Below are 14955 nucleotides of genomic sequence, written 5' to 3'. Positions count from 1 at the left end.
TAATAGAAATATTTTATTTTTTTAAATTATTCATGAATTATACTTGTTATTTTATATTAAATTTAAAGATAATAAAAATTGTTTATTACAAAGACTTCAAAATTAAATTAAAAAAATTAATTATGTATTCGTCTAATTTAATAACTGAAAAAGTCTTAGCATTTTTTGAAAATTATTAGAATTTTCTAATAAATATATAAATAAATTTTTTAATTTCTTTACTTAGTGAAAAAGCAAATATTCGTAGAAACAAAACAAGGAAATTTATTGGCCAATTAGCAAGATTTATATATTTCGTGAGAAAAAATCTTAATTTAAATTCTTTTAAAATGTATTTGAATCCTCCTCTTCTTTTGACCATGTTTGCACCGGTTCTAACATAAACAGTTATTTCCGGGAAATTTTTAAATTTATAACCTTTGCTAATTAATTTAGCCCATAATGCATAGTCTTCAAAACCGTCAATTAAGGGGTAAAAATTACCTTTATCAAAAATTTCTTTTTTGAAAAATACTGAAACATGATTCATAGGACTTCTGTAAATTAATCTCTTCTTAATTTCATCCAAATATAAGGGGACTTTTCTAATATATTTTTTATTATCTTTTAAAGTAAATTCAAACTCACTTATAAATGTACCCATTACATCAAAATCTCTTCCATATTTATTTATGTATTTTTGAATCTTATAGAATCTATCTTGAGAATTTATATCATCACTATCAAATCTTGCGATCCATTCATTTTTTACGTTTTTTAAAGCAATATTTAGACCCTGCGCTAGACCAATATTTGTTTTTAAAAAAATTGGTTTAATTTTCAAATCATCTTTTAATTTTTCAATTATTTTTTTCTTTTTTTTTGAAATTTCTCCATTTATAACAAGAACTATCTCATTGTAAAAGTTGTTATTTGGGTAAAGAGAAACTAGAGCTTCCTCAAAGTGGTTTGTATCGTCGCCATCATAAACCACCATAATTATTGATACGTCATACATTATAAAATTAGGTGTTTGGAGGATTCTCGTTTGAGGTGTAAATATCAAATCCTTTTTTCTTTAAAAAGAATTCTTTTTCTGCTTCTTTTAAATCAAAATCTATCATTTCCTTAATTAGTTCTTCTAGAGAAGTTGTTGATTTCCAACCTAACTTTGATCGTGATTTTGATGCATCACCTAATAAAGTTTCAACCTCTGCAGGTCTAAAATATCTTGGGTCGATTCTAACTACTATTTCATTAGTATCAGCTCTTCTTCCAATTTCATTAATTCCCTCGCCTTCCCATAAAATTGCAGGAGAGTTTTTATTATTAGACCATCCAATTTTTTTCGCTGTTAGTTCTATAAAGGTCCTCACACTTTCTTGCCTCCCTGTCGCGATAACATAATCATCAGGATATTCTTGCTGTAACATAAGCCATTGCATATAGACATAATCTTTGGCGTGACCCCAATCTCTTAATGAATCAATATTACCCATATAAATACAATTATCTAAACCATAATTAATTCTTGCCAACCCTCTTGTTATTTTTCTTGTGACAAATGTTTCCCCTCTTCTTGGACTCTCATGATTAAATAAGATTCCGTTACATGCGTAAATCCCATAGGCTTCACGATAATTTATTGTAATCCAGTATGCATATAGTTTTGCAACTGCATAGGGACTTCTCGGATAGAAAGGTGTTTTTTCGCTTTGAGGAGTTTCCCTAACTTTCCCATATAGCTCACTCGTACTGGCTTGATATATTTTTGTTCTATCTTGTAAGTTCAGAATTCTTATAGACTCTAATAATCTTAGTGCACCTAATGCATCACTATTTGCAGTATATTCAGGACTTTCAAAGCTAACTGATACATGACTTTGGGCACCTAAATTATAAATCTCATCCGGTTGGATTTTTTGAATAATTTTTAATAAATTAGTGCTATCTGTCAAGTCACCATAGTGTAATACTAAACTTGGATTTACCTGATGTGGGTCTTGGTATAAGTGATCAATGCGTCCTGTATTAAAAGAAGAACTTCTCCTTTTTATTCCATGAACCTCATAATTTTTATTTAGCAAAAGCTCAGCAAGATAACTACCGTCTTGGCCCGTTATCCCAGTAATTAAAGCTTTTTTCATTATAAAACTGTTCCAGGAGCATGATAAATTAATCCTATATTGTTCAACAGTACTAAATCAAGAAATATAGAAAAAATTTTGTAAAAACTCATAACTTTTTAAAGTTTTTATTTATAGATAATTACTATGGTGTATATTTTTTTATAGGAAAAAACTTTTTAAAAATATTAATGAGGATATTTAATAAATGAAACGAATAAATATTATTACTACTACTTATAATGATGCTCATAAATATCTTATGGAGACAATAAGGTCAGTTAAAAATCAGCAATTTGATGTTAATAAAGTTGAGGTAATTCATACGATAGTAAATGATGGCTCTAACAATGAAAATAGTCTTTTATCTCTAGAGTTTATTGATAAAAAATATGATGTAAAAATTATTAATCAAGAAAATATGGGGTTGCCTGGGGCAAGGAATACTGGTATCGAAAGCATTGAAAGTGATTATATCCTTCCTCTAGATGCAGATGACCTTATTGATCCCTTATTTATTGCAAATTTTTATTCTAAATTTAATAAAAAAGAACTCGAAAATTGTCTTTTCTATACTAATTGGAAATCATTTGGCAATTATGATAGGAAATTAGTTGTAAGAAAACCAACGCCTTATACAATTAGATATGCAAACTATTTGCCTGTTTGTGCACTCATCCCTACAAAAATAATTTCAGAAAATAAATATGATTCAAAAATGAGCTTTGGTTTTGAAGATTGGGATTTATGGATAAGACTAATTTGCGGGGGAATCTCGCTTCATCATATTGATTATTTTGGTTTTCATCATAGGGAACAAGAAAATAATTTAACTAGCAAGAATTTTATTAATTATAAAAAGGCATGTAAATATTTTAGATTAAAATATAAAGATCTTTATTCTGCAGAATATAGTGCATGGTCTAAAAAAGAGTATCCTCCAAATTTATATGATCTTTTCAGGTGTAATACCAATCCAAGATTACGTTTTTCATTAATTAATTTGCTTTCCAAAATTAAACTTTTTTAATAAGATTATTCTCATTAAACACTCTTTGATTGTTAAAGATTACTAAATAATATACGATTTCATTATGAAGAATATTTTCGAATGTATGTAGCTTCTTGTCCTTTGAGAATATCTTTGTTCGGAGGATCAACTGACAATCCTTTTTTTGTGAAAAAATATGGTTATGGCTCTGTTATTAGTTTCGCCTCTAATTTAAAAACTTATATATCTCTGCATAAGGATATGCTGGGATATAACGTTTATGGAGGAAAGTTTATAGTTAATTATTCCAAAAGAGAGGAAATAGATTCTATCTCAAAAATCATAAATGATCCAGTTAGATTAGTCTTTGAATATTTTAATATTGAACCATTAACTGTTTCTCTAAATAGTGATTCATATTCCCAGGGAAGTGGATTAGCATCTTCTTCCTCTTATATTATTAGTCTTATCAAAGCTATATCTCTATATAAAAAAATAAAAATGACTCCAATGGAAATTTGTGACTTAGCCTATAAATTAGAGTTACAAATTAATCCTTATTGCGGATATCAAGATCCATATGGATGCGGTATTGGAGGATTAAAGAGGATAGAGTTTTTTAATGACAAATCAATAAAATATGAATTCCTTGAAACCAATTTTTTTAATTATTATGATGCCCATCTGATTTTTACAGGTGTAACAAGGAATTCAAGAAATGTTCTTAAAGATATAAGTGAGAATATTGAGAAATCAAAACCTTTGCTAGATACGCTGGAACAAGCATATAGTGAATTTAAAAAAGAGAATTTTGATAAATTTCTAGAACTTCTTAACGTGAGTTGGATTCAGAAAAAAAATACTTCTGAAATAATATCTTCTAATGATATTATCAAAGAAATGGATAAAGAAATCACTAATAATAACTCAATTATTGCCCATAAGTTATGTGGAGCTGGTAATGGAGGATTTTTCCTTGTTTTTTCAGAAAAGAATAAATTAAATATTCCTTTTGATAAAGTAAAAATTTCAGTAGCAACTGATGGAGTAAGAGGTCATACCTTATGAAAAAAAATCCTTTTAAAGCTTATATCTCAGCGCTTAATAAAATTGATTTTAATAAAGAATTCCATGATTTCAATATTGTATGGGAAAAGTTCTCTAAAATAATAATATTAGGAAACGGTGGAAGTAACGCAGTCGCATCTCATATTTCGCAAGACTATATTAAGTTCCATAATAAAAAATCACTTGTATTTTCTGATCCTTCTATGCTTACATGTTTCATCAATGATTTTGGGATGGAAAAGGCATATCAAAAATTCCTAGAATATCATTCTGATGATAAAACTTTATCAATATTAATTAGTTCAGGAGGAGAATCTAAAAATATTTTGAATTGTGTAAATTATTGCGAAGATAATAACCTCCCTTATGGAATATTAACTGGTTTTAGTAAGGAAAATACCCTAAGATCTATATCTAAAAATGCATTATGGGACTTTCATGTAGATAGCTTTGACTATGGAATAGTTGAATGTATTCATCAGATATTTCTTCATGGAGTCGTATGAAATATTGTTTTGATATTGATGAGTCAATTTTTAAAACACCTTTAAATAATAATAGGCAATATCAATTTAATAAAAGTAGGCCTTGCAAATTTATGATAGAGGCAATTAATAAATTACATAATGAAGGTAACCAAATAATACTGAGAAGATTTTCTTCTGATGATTTAAAAAAACTAACACTTTATCAATTGGATAAATTTGAATGTAAATATGATGAATTAACGTTTGCAAAAGCTATCCAATCAGATTATTTTGTGGGTGACCAATATATAAAAGCTAAAGATTGGATTAATGATTTCATGCCCCAAAGAAAAGGGATCATTGCAGGAGCTTTTGATATTCTTCATCCTGGTTATATAAGAATGTTTAAAGAGGCAAAGCAAAATTGTAATCATTTGACTGTAGCCTTACATCAGGATCCTTCTCTTGAAAGACCAAATAAGTTAAAACCTGTGCAAACAGTAAAAGAAAGAATGGAAATTTTAATGTCTATAAGATATATAGATAATATTGAAATTTATAATTTAGAAAATGAATTTCTTGAGATGTTAAAGAATTACGATGTTAGGTTTTTAGGGGAAGACTATAAGGATGGAGGTTACACCGGTAAGGATAATCCAATAGAAATAATTTGGCTGAATAGAAAACATAACTTTTCAACAACTAGATTAAAAAAAATGATATTTAAATCTTTATCAAAAATATAGGTTATATAATAAAACTAAAGTAAATTAATTTGAGAAAGAAGATCATATGATCAAATCACTTGTTACAGGAGGGGCTGGATTCATTGGTTCAAATTTAGTAGATAAACTTTTGTCAATAGGTCATTCAGTAGTGTGTGTAGATAATGAATTCGCTGATAATGAGATGTTTTATTGGAACCCAGATGCAATAAATGTAAAAGCAGACATAACTAATTATGAAGAGATTAAAAATCTTTTTAATTCTGTTGATTATGTATTTCATATGGCTGCTGAATCAAGAATTGGTCCTGCAATATTAAACCCAATAAAAGCAGCTGAAATTAATATTTTAGGAACAAATATAGTATTGCAATGTTCTAGGGAGAGTAACGTAAAAAGAGTGATATATTCATCTACATCTTCGGGATATGGTTCAAATCCTATACCAAACGTCGAGACTCAACCTGATGACTGCCTAAATCCTTATTCAGTTTCGAAGATATCTGCAGAAAAGATTTGTAAAATGTACTCTGATATGTATAAATTGCCCACAATAATCTTTAGATATTTTAATGTTTATGGAGAACGAGCTCCTTCTAGAGGCCAATATGCTCCGGTTATAGGAATATTCTTAAGACAAAAAAAAGCTGGTCAGAAATTGACTGTTGTGGGCGATGGCGAGCAAAGAAGAGATTTTATTTATGTCGGGGATGTGGTTGAAGCAAATATTAAAGCGGCAACAAAAGATATAGATAAAAAGTTTTTTGGAGAAGTATTTAATGTAGGCTCTGGTGAAAATATTTCGATAAATGAGATTGCCCAAATGATTGATAATAATATAGAACATATCCCTCCAAGAGAGGGGGAGGCAAGAATTACATTAGCTAATATTGAAAAAATAAGAAATTTATTTGATTGGTCACCAAAAATGAATTTAAAAGATTGGGTAAAACCTTACTTGATTTGAATTTATCAGAATTTTATTTCCTAAAAAAAATTAATCAAAGGTAGCTTCATTTTCCGTAATTTTGAGCACTTATAACAATTTCATGATCTGTGAAAGTTTTATTTCTAATAGAATTTATACATATTTTTGTTTTATAGTAATACATTATTTTTAAACTAAAAGGTTATTGCAGTTGAAAAAGGTTTTTTATTATTTGAGATTCATTCGATCTGATATCCATGTTTTTGGAGTAAGATCTGAAATGATTTCTACAGGGATATGACGATTAAACTTAGAAACACCTCTTTTTTTAATGTAATCTACCATTGAAACTAATCCATCCTCTAACGATACTTTTGTTCCATAATCTAAAAATTTTCTAGCTTTGTTGGATGAACAAATTGCGTGCTTTACTTCTTGAGGCCTAGCGGCAAGATATACAGGATTTTTATTAAAACCTGTTATCTCACAGATTTTAGTGGCTAACTCATTTATCGTAACGACTTCTTCATCTGGCCCAACATTTATAACTTCTCCCACTGACGTATCATCAGTGCATGCAGTCATAAGGCAGTTTAGAACATCTTGAATAAATGAAAAACATCGAGTTTGGTTACCGTCTCCATAAATAATAGGAGGTAAACCTTGAAGGCATCTATTTATCATTATTGAAGCAACGTTTCTGTATGGATCATCATATTTTTGTCTTGGCCCAATAATGTTGTGTGGAACTAACGTTACATATTTAATCGAATGAACATCTGCTAAGCACTCTAATGTTTTTTCCGCGGCATACTTTGCAATTCCATAAGGATCTTGAGGCTTTGGCTCCATTTCTTCTGTAAAGGGTATTTTAATAGCCCCATATCTTGCCATCGATGAACAGTTTATTATTTTCTCAACACCGCTTGATATGGCTGCACTAAAGACAGATACCGATGCTTCGTAAATATTTGAAGTTACGAAACTAGGGGAAAAAACACTTAATCCTTCATAAGCAGTCGCAGCTGTATGAATAAGAAGTTCAGGCTTGAAGTCATGTAAAATTCTTGTTAATTGCTCACTTCTACAATCAAATGGATAAAAAGAAGCATCTTTTGGAACATTATCCTCATATCCGCCAATTAAATTATCATTCCCAGCAACCTCATAACCTTGATGAATGAACTCATCTGCTACATGAGAACCTAAAAAACCTGCTATTCCTGTAATAAATACTTTTTTCATATTATAAAGTTTTTATTATTCTATTATAAATTTAATCTTGTAGTTTTAGTAATATTTAAAAATTACAATTAAATAATCTTACATTAATTTATTGTGAAAATACAACTTTTAAAAACTTTTTAAAAAGTTTTTTAAATTAGTTTCTTTTACTTGTGAAATTCTTAATTTAGTGAATAATCAAAAATGTTTTAAGATTTATTAATTCAATCCAAAAAAAAGAATTTACTTTGCTTAATTTCTCGACCAAAAAAATAATATGGTTAATAATAATTAAATCAATTTCAAGAGCTCCTTTTAGATTGGTTTTGGCAGGCTAGGCAATGATATTTTTCCATTTTGTGATATTAGTTGGCATTCTCCTCAATGGTAGAATCGATAAATATGCTTTTGCCCAGATCAGATTAATAGTTTCTGATAAAAGAGAAATTAAGAAATTTAATCAAGAAAAATCATCTTTTCATGGAATTACAAATGAAGGTTGTTATTTATTTAAAAATGATATTATTAAAGTAATTACCTGACCTAGATAGTTTTTCATTAGAAAATGAGGTGCTCCCTTCTCTAATTAAAAAAGAGAATTTCGTATTATATTCAGCAAGCGATGAATTTATTGATATTAGAACTTCTGAAGATTATGAAAAAGCACAAACTCCATAAAAAGATTTATACATTATGAAAAGAGCACTCTTTCTAGATAGGGATGGGGTAATTAATAAAGACTATAATTATGTCTATAAAAAAGAAGATATTGATTTTATAGATGGAATTTTTGATTTAGTTAGAGAAGCAAATCACAAAAATTATTATGTGCTTGTGGTTACTAATCAGGCAGGCATAGCAAGAGGATTTTATAAAGAAAATGATTTTCTAGAATTATCAAATTGGATGAAAGAGCAATTTTTAATTAATAATTCAAGAATTGATTACTTTTATTACTCTCCCTATCATCCTATTTATGGGATTGGAAAATATAAGATTGATTCTGATCTAAGAAAACCAAAACCTGGTATGTTTTTAAATGCCAAGAAAGATTTTAAATTGGATATTAAAAATTCTATTATGATTGGCGACAATGAAAAAGATTTAGTAGCAGCTAATAGAGCAGGAGTAGGTAAAATTATATGCTTAGGAACTCTTTTTAAAAACAAATTTGGAATTAATATAAGAAAATTGGCTGAAGCTAAAAAATATCTAATAAATTATTAATTTTAACTAATATTAAAATCAAAATATGTTTTTAAAAATAAAATATTCTTGTAATGTTAGGATAAATATTCTGTGAAATGAAAATATCAAAATTATTATTCGTATTAACTCTTATTACATTTTTATCATTTTTTCTGGCGGCGTTATTTGCATATGATGTTTTTTATAATGATGCTATTTCTACATTTTTTGGTGGCGACTCAGTAAACTATTTAAATTTGAAGTATGAAATCCAGACTTTTGAAGATGTGTATCTTGGATATCTTGAGAGTGGATTGGGATCGTTATTTGGAACTTATGGAATAACTTTTATAAGCCTATTTTTGAACGATTTTTTTGGGGGGTGGGCGTTATATGGATCAATTTTATTTAATCTTATTATCGTTTATTTTTCTTATTATATTCTGGATAAATCTTATAATTATCAACTTCAAAGATTTAAAAGTAATGCTCTAATTTTAAATTATATATTCCCATCTATTTTAATTTATTTAATTGGCCCGAATAAAGAAATTTTCACTTTTCTAGCAAGTTGTATTCTTGTAAGATTATCTTTTTTGAAATCTTTGTCAAAAAGTGCTTTAAAAAATAGAAATGAAATTATTATTTATCTTTTAATTCTTATTTTTTCTGTTTTTATTAGAGATATTTATTTAGCTATATCTTTATTTGCTATAGTATTTCTTTTATTTAATAAAGATGTTATTAGATATTCAATTCTATACTTAAGTACAATAATATTTTATTTTATAAGACCTGAATTTTATACGGGTTCTGATAGATTACTTAACCAAGATTCACAAGTTATAACTTTATTACTTGAAAAATATTTTGATCAACCATTTACTTTTGTAATACAAATTTTTGGAAGAGTTTTTGTTGCAATTTTTGGAATATTATATCCATCAAGAATTTTAGGTTTATTTGATGGCAGCAATTTATTTGCATTTATAAGATTAATCTTTGTGATTTTGATTTCATTTATTTTTTTCAATCTGTTTAACATTAAAGATTTTAAAATTTCAAAATTTCCTTATTCTCCTCTAACCAAGAACTTATTATTTTGCTTAATAATGGTTCTTATGTTATTTGGATTAGGTAATTATAATAGTGATCGCAAAATCATCCCAACTTTCCCGATTTGTTTTGCCTTGATATGTTCTTTAAAGAATGATAAGACTAATACTTTAGTGAATGATTTTAAGAAAAAGACTTTCAAACAAATAGATTAACATTTAAAAAATTAAATATTTTTAAAATTTATTTTAAATTATAGTAATATTGACTAAATAAAATAATCATGGATATTTTTAAAAATTTAAAAAGATATTATTCTTACTATAGAGATATTAGAAGTTTTGATAAAGATTCTTTTATTCATACTTTAAATTTTTCAATTGATGATGATCGTGCTGCTTTAGAGGGTAAAAGTTTGATTCCTCTCATATCTAAAGCTTTAGATTTTGCTTTTAAAAATGAAATAGAAGAAAAAGGAATTAAAAATAGTTTTTATTTTAATATTTTTCCTGGAGAGCCATATAGAATACTATCTGGGATCGTAAATACTATTAAACCAAAATCTCTTTTAGATATTGGAACCTTTACCGGTATGTCTTCAAGAGTAATGCTGGACTATTCAGATCAATTAACGGAAATCAAAACATTTGATTTGATTAAATGGAATAAATTTAAGGACACTCATCTTTCAATTGAAGATTTTGAGAATAGAAAATTTTCACAAGATCTTGTTGATCTTTCATCTAAATTTATATTTGATAAATATCTAAATCTTTTTAATGATTCAGAAATAATTTATGCTGATGGCCCTAAGGATGGTAAGTTTGAATACGAACTATGTAAAAATATAAGTAATTCTAATTTAGAAAATAAAAAGAGATATTTAATTCTTGATGATATAAAATTTTTAAATATGGTCAAATTGTGGAGATATATTGAGTCTCCTAAAATAGATATTTCATCTTTTGGTCATTATCTTGGTACAGGTATCGTTGACATATCAAAAGGTTTGAAAATTAATAAAAGAGCTTTTAATAAAAATATTAAGCATGTTTTAAAAAGAAATGAAATTTTTTAATATTTTTTTTATGTATTTAATTAAATTGAAATCTGGGATTATTAAAATTTTAAATTAATAAGTGTTTTACTAACAACTAATCAATTAGGATATCTATTAGTTTTAAGTTTTTGAATGAATACAGAATTTAGTGAAACTTTGATAAGAAACAAAGCTATTACTGAATCTATTGTAGTGGGGTTTTCAGACTCTTTGTTAATATTAGGCCTTTCAGTTCTGGCTGGTTTTTATATTAGATTTATTTTTAAAAAATATTCAAATTCATACTCTTCAACATCTGCTTTTGGAAATACTTTATTAATGGTAACTATTTCTGTAGCCTCTTTAATAGCTGTAGTTAAATCTTCATTAGCTTTATCTCTTGGATTGGTAGGTGCATTATCTGTAGTTAGGTTTAGAACTGCTATAAAAGAACCATATAACCTTGCATTCGTTCTATTATCTATCTGCATTGGTATAGCGATAGGAGCTTCACAATATTTATTTGCAGTTTTAATTGCAATTACTGGTTCAGTAGTAGCAATTTATGCTTTTAAAATAAATAATAAAAGTAAAAATTCAAGCTCATCCTCTAATTTCTTAGATAGCATATCGCTAACTTTATCTTCAACGAAAGATCTACCTAAATTGTGCAGTTTGCTTGATAAATATACAGAAGTCTATTCTATAAAAAATCTAAGTTCTTATTCACAAGATAATTTAGTATTAAATATTTCAATACATATTGATGATCATAAAAACCTAAATGAAATTTTATTCAAAATAAGGGAAGAATTTAAAGATGCATCAATTACTTTTTATAATAGGCCTGAGAGTTAAAATAATTATAAATGAAATCTTCAAGGCGCAAATCAAATAATAAAAATAGATTTAAAATCGTTAAAAAAAAACTATTATCTTTTTTACCATTATTAAAAAATGCATCTTTTATTTTGGTTGTATTACAAGGAACAATATTTATTGGATTAGTAATAGATAATAGAGGCTATGTAAAACTAAAGATTAGTGAAATATATTCAAAATTCGATAAGCGATATGAAGACTTATATTTAAGTGATTTTACAAGTTACTTTTTTGATACTTTCAGGTCATTTTTTGTAAAAAAAAATTTAAAAAGAATTGACTTAGATATTAATTTTGAAGAAATTTCTAAGTTAGAGTGTATGCGCAAAAAACTAGATAATTGTTCTGAGGATAATTGGGCAAGAGGTAAAATGATTCATAATAAAAATTCTTATAAAGTTAAGTTAAGGGCTAAAGGTGATAGGAATCTGCACAGATTGAATTTAAAAAAAATGAGTCTTAAAGTTGATATTAGAGGAAAAGATAGATATGAGGGTATGGAAGAATTTTCCCTACAAATGCCCATTTTGAGAAATTATACTTATGAATTGTTTGCTTCCAATATAGTCAAAAATGAAGATCTTATTTCTCCAAGACATGAATTTGTGAAATTATTCGTTAACGGAGAATATTTTGGAATTAGACATGTTGAAGAGGGTTTTGGAAGAGAATTAATTGAAGCTTCGAAAAGAAGATATGGGCCTATTTTTGGAATATTTGAACCTCATAGTGTTATTTTCGAGGATGCTATATTTGATCTTTCTGATGCAAAACAATGGAGTGAAAATACGTCGAAAAAAATTGCTAAGGAAACTTTATCCGTATTAAAAGCAAGTCAGAATGATCCTTTAATAATAAAAAAATATTTTGATTTGGATAAGTGGGGCAAATATTTTGCGTTGATGGATGCTTTAAATCTTTATCATGCAACAATTCCTAAAAGTGTAAAATATTTTCTAAATCCTTCAAGTGGTTTAATTGAGCCAATATTCTTTGATGGTCACTTTACTGGGGCTTTAAATCTTAAAGAAGATAGATTAATTGATATTACTCTTCATGAAAACTGCCCTTGGGAATGTCCAGAAACAAATTTTTATAGAAAGTTTTTTGGAGATTATAAAAAGATTGAACCAAATTTTTATAGAATTTATTTTGAAAATTTAGAAAGATTTTCTTCTAATTCTTATACAAAAGAAGTTATTAAGCCTTCTTGGGATAATTTTTGGTTTGAAAGAGCACTTATTTATAGAGAGTTTTCAAGATCAGATAGAATTTATAATGAAGGAATATTCCCTCATATTGGGCAATGGGGTTCTATTAGTAAAAGACTTAAGAATATAAGAAAAGAAATAAGAATTGCTCGTGATCAAAAGCCCTCTATAGCTACCCATAAAAATAGATTTCTGGTGAGTTTGGTCAATGAAAAATCAAGATTACCTCAAATAATTAAGTTAAATTGTAATGGATTAACCTCTGAACCTATAATTTTAGAGAAAGGGACAAAGAAGTTTATAGATCTATCTTCTTTTGGAAATTGTAATATAGATAATACAAGATTTTCATTAAATGAATTTAAGAATAGTTTTATTTTTTCTGGAGAATTAACATCATCTCTCGAAATGAATCAGAAAATTAAATTTGAACCGATAATAAAAACTAGTTTAAAACAAAATTTTAACTTTAATAAAGGTCTTCATAACATTAATGAAAATATAGAATTATTTGGAAAGAATATTATCTTTGATGAAGGATCAAATATATGTCTTAATAAAGGATCAAAACTAATTATTAAAGACTCTTACATTAAATTTCATGGGAATCCAAATGAAGGAGTGATAATAAAAGGTTGTGATTCTAAAAGTGGTTCCTTAATAATTGAAAATTCAAATGTATTTATAAATAATTTAGAAGTAAATAATTTATTAAGCCCAATTCAAGAACTAAGGATCTTATATGGAGGAATTAATTTTGTAAATTCCAAAATTAAATTTGATAATCTTGAAATAAAGAACTCTTTAAGTGAAGACGGTGTAAATTTTATAAATTCATCAGTAGAAGGTAATAATTTATATACTGAAAATATTAAATCAGATGCAATTGATTCTGATTTTTCCTCATTAGATATTAAAAATATAAATTGTAATAAAGTTGGTAATGATTGTTTAGATTTATCTTATTCTGTTTCGAATATTGAAAATATTGTGGGCAAAAATATTGAAGATAAAGTTCTAAGCGTTGGTGAAGATTCGAATTTAAATATTAATAATATAAATGCAATTAATAGTGAGATCGGAGTAGTTAGTAAAGATTCTTCTGTACTTAAAATAAAATCTTTTAATTATTCAAATGTTAAACTCCCATTGGCTTCATATATTAAAAAACCTGAGCTTGGATCACCAACTATTTATATTGATAAAACTAATAATACGATTAATACAAAAAATAGCCTTATTTCTGATGATTCCTTTGTTTATATTTATGGGAAAAGAATCATTGGTGAAATGAGTTCTAATAAAGTTTTTAAAGAACTTTATGGAAATAAATATGGGGCAAAGACAATTAGATGAAGCGGTTTGAAAAAAAATATAGGATTGCCCCAGCTTTTTTAGTTGAAAAAGAATTTATTCTTATTGAAAATAGATTTAGAAAGATATTTAAAGATAGATTCATTACAAGCATATATTATGATACTCCAAGCTTTCTGCACTTCCGCCAGTCTGAGGAAGGAATATGTAAAAGGAGAAAAATAAGAATTAGATACTATAACAATGATGTTGATAAAGCAATTATTGAATATAAAAATAAAAATTCAGAAATTGGTTGGAAAGATTTTTCTAAATTAGAAAATGCTATAAATATTAGCTCTGGAGAAATATTAAATACTTCTGCTTTCACAGATCTTAATTTATCATTTATTATTCCATCTTTTATAGAAAATGGTTTTCAACCAACTCTTGGTATTAATTACTTGAGAAGATATTACCTTTCTGAAGATAAACAGACGAGAATAACTTTTGACAAAAAAATAAAGTTTTCAAGTATTTTGAAAAATAAAGATGGTTATTTTTTTAATTATCCTGTTGAGTCAGATGAATCAATAATGGAAGTTAAATTTGAAAGTGGTACTAATCCAGATCAAAAACTTATAGAAAAACTCACAAATTCTAATAATCTTAATTTATCAAGGTTTTCAAAATATTGTGAAGGAATTAAACAAGTATATTAGAAATTTGATTTTTAAAAAATATTTATTATGAAGAATACTTTAGTTCAAATTGCTAA

At 26.8% G+C, this 14955-nt stretch carries 15 protein-coding genes; 12 read left to right on the top strand and 3 right to left on the bottom strand.

What is annotated here, in order from left to right:
- Window positions 1-175: 175 nt before the first annotated feature.
- Window positions 176-997 carry a glycosyltransferase gene (locus HA149_RS07000; RefSeq protein WP_209114318.1) on the bottom strand — a complete coding sequence of 274 codons (822 nt, stop codon included), beginning with the start codon at window positions 995-997 and terminating at the stop codon, window positions 176-178.
- Between the two features lie 7 nt (window positions 998-1004).
- Complete coding sequence (gmd, locus tag HA149_RS06995; protein ID WP_209114316.1) at window positions 1005-2126, bottom strand: GDP-mannose 4,6-dehydratase; 1122 nt, start codon at window positions 2124-2126, stop codon at window positions 1005-1007.
- Window positions 2127-2313: 187 nt separating this feature from the next.
- Between gmd and HA149_RS06990 the strand changes: the two genes are divergently transcribed.
- The 5 genes from HA149_RS06990 (at window position 2314) to HA149_RS06970 (ending at window position 6323) form a co-directional block, all read left to right on the top strand.
- The gene (locus HA149_RS06990; protein WP_209114314.1) at window positions 2314-3135 is read left to right on the top strand and encodes a glycosyltransferase family 2 protein; all 822 of its coding nucleotides are present in this window, start codon (window positions 2314-2316) and stop codon (window positions 3133-3135) included.
- An 81-nt stretch (window positions 3136-3216) separates the two neighbouring features.
- Complete coding sequence (locus tag HA149_RS06985) at window positions 3217-4164, top strand: hypothetical protein (RefSeq protein WP_209114312.1); 948 nt, start codon at window positions 3217-3219, stop codon at window positions 4162-4164.
- The gene (locus tag HA149_RS06980) at window positions 4161-4670 is read left to right on the top strand and encodes a hypothetical protein (protein ID WP_209114310.1); all 510 of its coding nucleotides are present in this window, start codon (window positions 4161-4163) and stop codon (window positions 4668-4670) included. Before HA149_RS06985 ends, HA149_RS06980 begins: the two co-directional genes overlap by 4 nt.
- Complete coding sequence (locus HA149_RS06975; RefSeq protein ID WP_209114308.1) at window positions 4634-5377, top strand: adenylyltransferase/cytidyltransferase family protein; 744 nt, start codon at window positions 4634-4636, stop codon at window positions 5375-5377. The genes HA149_RS06980 and HA149_RS06975 overlap by 37 nt, the downstream gene beginning before the upstream one ends.
- A 46-nt stretch (window positions 5378-5423) precedes the next feature.
- Window positions 5424-6323, top strand: coding sequence for an NAD-dependent epimerase/dehydratase family protein (locus tag HA149_RS06970; protein ID WP_209114306.1), 900 nt, complete (start codon window positions 5424-5426; stop codon window positions 6321-6323).
- A gap of 189 nt (window positions 6324-6512) precedes the next feature.
- Here the strand turns inward: HA149_RS06970 and HA149_RS06965 are convergent, their stop codons facing one another.
- Window positions 6513-7529: an NAD-dependent epimerase/dehydratase family protein gene (locus HA149_RS06965; protein ID WP_209114304.1), complete on the bottom strand. Its 1017-nt coding sequence runs from the start codon at window positions 7527-7529 to the stop codon at window positions 6513-6515.
- A gap of 320 nt (window positions 7530-7849) precedes the next feature.
- On the opposite strand from HA149_RS06965, the gene HA149_RS06960 reads away from it, so the two are divergent.
- The 7 genes from HA149_RS06960 to HA149_RS06930 all read left to right on the top strand — a co-directional run bounded on the left by HA149_RS06960 (window position 7850) and on the right by HA149_RS06930 (window position 14899).
- Entirely contained in the window at window positions 7850-8050 is a 201-nt protein-coding gene (locus HA149_RS06960; protein ID WP_209114302.1) for a hypothetical protein, read from the top strand.
- A gap of 151 nt (window positions 8051-8201) precedes the next feature.
- Window positions 8202-8735, top strand: coding sequence for a D-glycero-alpha-D-manno-heptose-1,7-bisphosphate 7-phosphatase (locus HA149_RS06955; RefSeq protein ID WP_209114300.1), 534 nt, complete (start codon window positions 8202-8204; stop codon window positions 8733-8735).
- A 77-nt stretch (window positions 8736-8812) separates the two neighbouring features.
- Entirely contained in the window at window positions 8813-9967 is a 1155-nt protein-coding gene (locus tag HA149_RS06950) for a hypothetical protein (protein ID WP_209114298.1), read from the top strand.
- Window positions 9968-10035: 68 nt separating this feature from the next.
- Window positions 10036-10830, top strand: coding sequence for a hypothetical protein (locus HA149_RS06945; RefSeq protein ID WP_209114296.1), 795 nt, complete (start codon window positions 10036-10038; stop codon window positions 10828-10830).
- 114 nt (window positions 10831-10944) lie between these two features.
- Complete coding sequence (locus tag HA149_RS06940) at window positions 10945-11649, top strand: DUF4956 domain-containing protein (RefSeq protein ID WP_209114293.1); 705 nt, start codon at window positions 10945-10947, stop codon at window positions 11647-11649.
- An 11-nt stretch (window positions 11650-11660) separates the two neighbouring features.
- Window positions 11661-14240 (top strand): CotH kinase family protein, encoded by a 2580-nt coding sequence (locus HA149_RS06935; RefSeq protein WP_209114291.1) that lies wholly within the window; start codon window positions 11661-11663, stop codon window positions 14238-14240.
- On the top strand, window positions 14237-14899 hold the full coding sequence (locus HA149_RS06930) for a VTC domain-containing protein (RefSeq protein ID WP_209114289.1): 663 nt from the start codon (window positions 14237-14239) through the stop codon (window positions 14897-14899). Before HA149_RS06935 ends, HA149_RS06930 begins: the two co-directional genes overlap by 4 nt.
- The last annotated feature ends 56 nt before the right edge of the window (window positions 14900-14955 follow it).

Origin of the sequence: Prochlorococcus marinus XMU1406, assembly GCF_017696055.1 — a bacterium.
In the GTDB taxonomy this organism is placed as follows: domain Bacteria; phylum Cyanobacteriota; class Cyanobacteriia; order PCC-6307; family Cyanobiaceae; genus Prochlorococcus_A; species Prochlorococcus_A marinus_W.
Note: the sequence above shows the minus strand (reverse complement) of the source record. Positions and strands in the feature narration are given on the sequence as shown.

Bases quoted from the DNA above. Each gene is read 5' to 3' on its own strand.
- HA149_RS07000 (WP_209114318.1), bottom strand. From the start codon at position 997: ATGTATGACGTATCAATAATTATGGTGGTTTATGATGGCGACGATACA.
- gmd (WP_209114316.1), bottom strand. From the start codon at position 2,126: ATGAAAAAAGCTTTAATTACTGGGATAACGGGCCAAGACGGTAGTTAT.
- HA149_RS06990 (WP_209114314.1), top strand. From the start codon at position 2,314: ATGAAACGAATAAATATTATTACTACTACTTATAATGATGCTCATAAA.
- HA149_RS06985 (WP_209114312.1), top strand. From the start codon at position 3,217: ATGTATGTAGCTTCTTGTCCTTTGAGAATATCTTTGTTCGGAGGATCA.
- HA149_RS06980 (WP_209114310.1), top strand. From the start codon at position 4,161: ATGAAAAAAAATCCTTTTAAAGCTTATATCTCAGCGCTTAATAAAATT.
- HA149_RS06975 (WP_209114308.1), top strand. From the start codon at position 4,634: ATGTATTCATCAGATATTTCTTCATGGAGTCGTATGAAATATTGTTTT.
- HA149_RS06970 (WP_209114306.1), top strand. From the start codon at position 5,424: ATGATCAAATCACTTGTTACAGGAGGGGCTGGATTCATTGGTTCAAAT.
- HA149_RS06965 (WP_209114304.1), bottom strand. From the start codon at position 7,529: ATGAAAAAAGTATTTATTACAGGAATAGCAGGTTTTTTAGGTTCTCAT.
- HA149_RS06960 (WP_209114302.1), top strand. From the start codon at position 7,850: ATGATATTTTTCCATTTTGTGATATTAGTTGGCATTCTCCTCAATGGT.
- HA149_RS06955 (WP_209114300.1), top strand. From the start codon at position 8,202: ATGAAAAGAGCACTCTTTCTAGATAGGGATGGGGTAATTAATAAAGAC.
- HA149_RS06950 (WP_209114298.1), top strand. From the start codon at position 8,813: ATGAAAATATCAAAATTATTATTCGTATTAACTCTTATTACATTTTTA.
- HA149_RS06945 (WP_209114296.1), top strand. From the start codon at position 10,036: ATGGATATTTTTAAAAATTTAAAAAGATATTATTCTTACTATAGAGAT.
- HA149_RS06940 (WP_209114293.1), top strand. From the start codon at position 10,945: ATGAATACAGAATTTAGTGAAACTTTGATAAGAAACAAAGCTATTACT.
- HA149_RS06935 (WP_209114291.1), top strand. From the start codon at position 11,661: ATGAAATCTTCAAGGCGCAAATCAAATAATAAAAATAGATTTAAAATC.
- HA149_RS06930 (WP_209114289.1), top strand. From the start codon at position 14,237: ATGAAGCGGTTTGAAAAAAAATATAGGATTGCCCCAGCTTTTTTAGTT.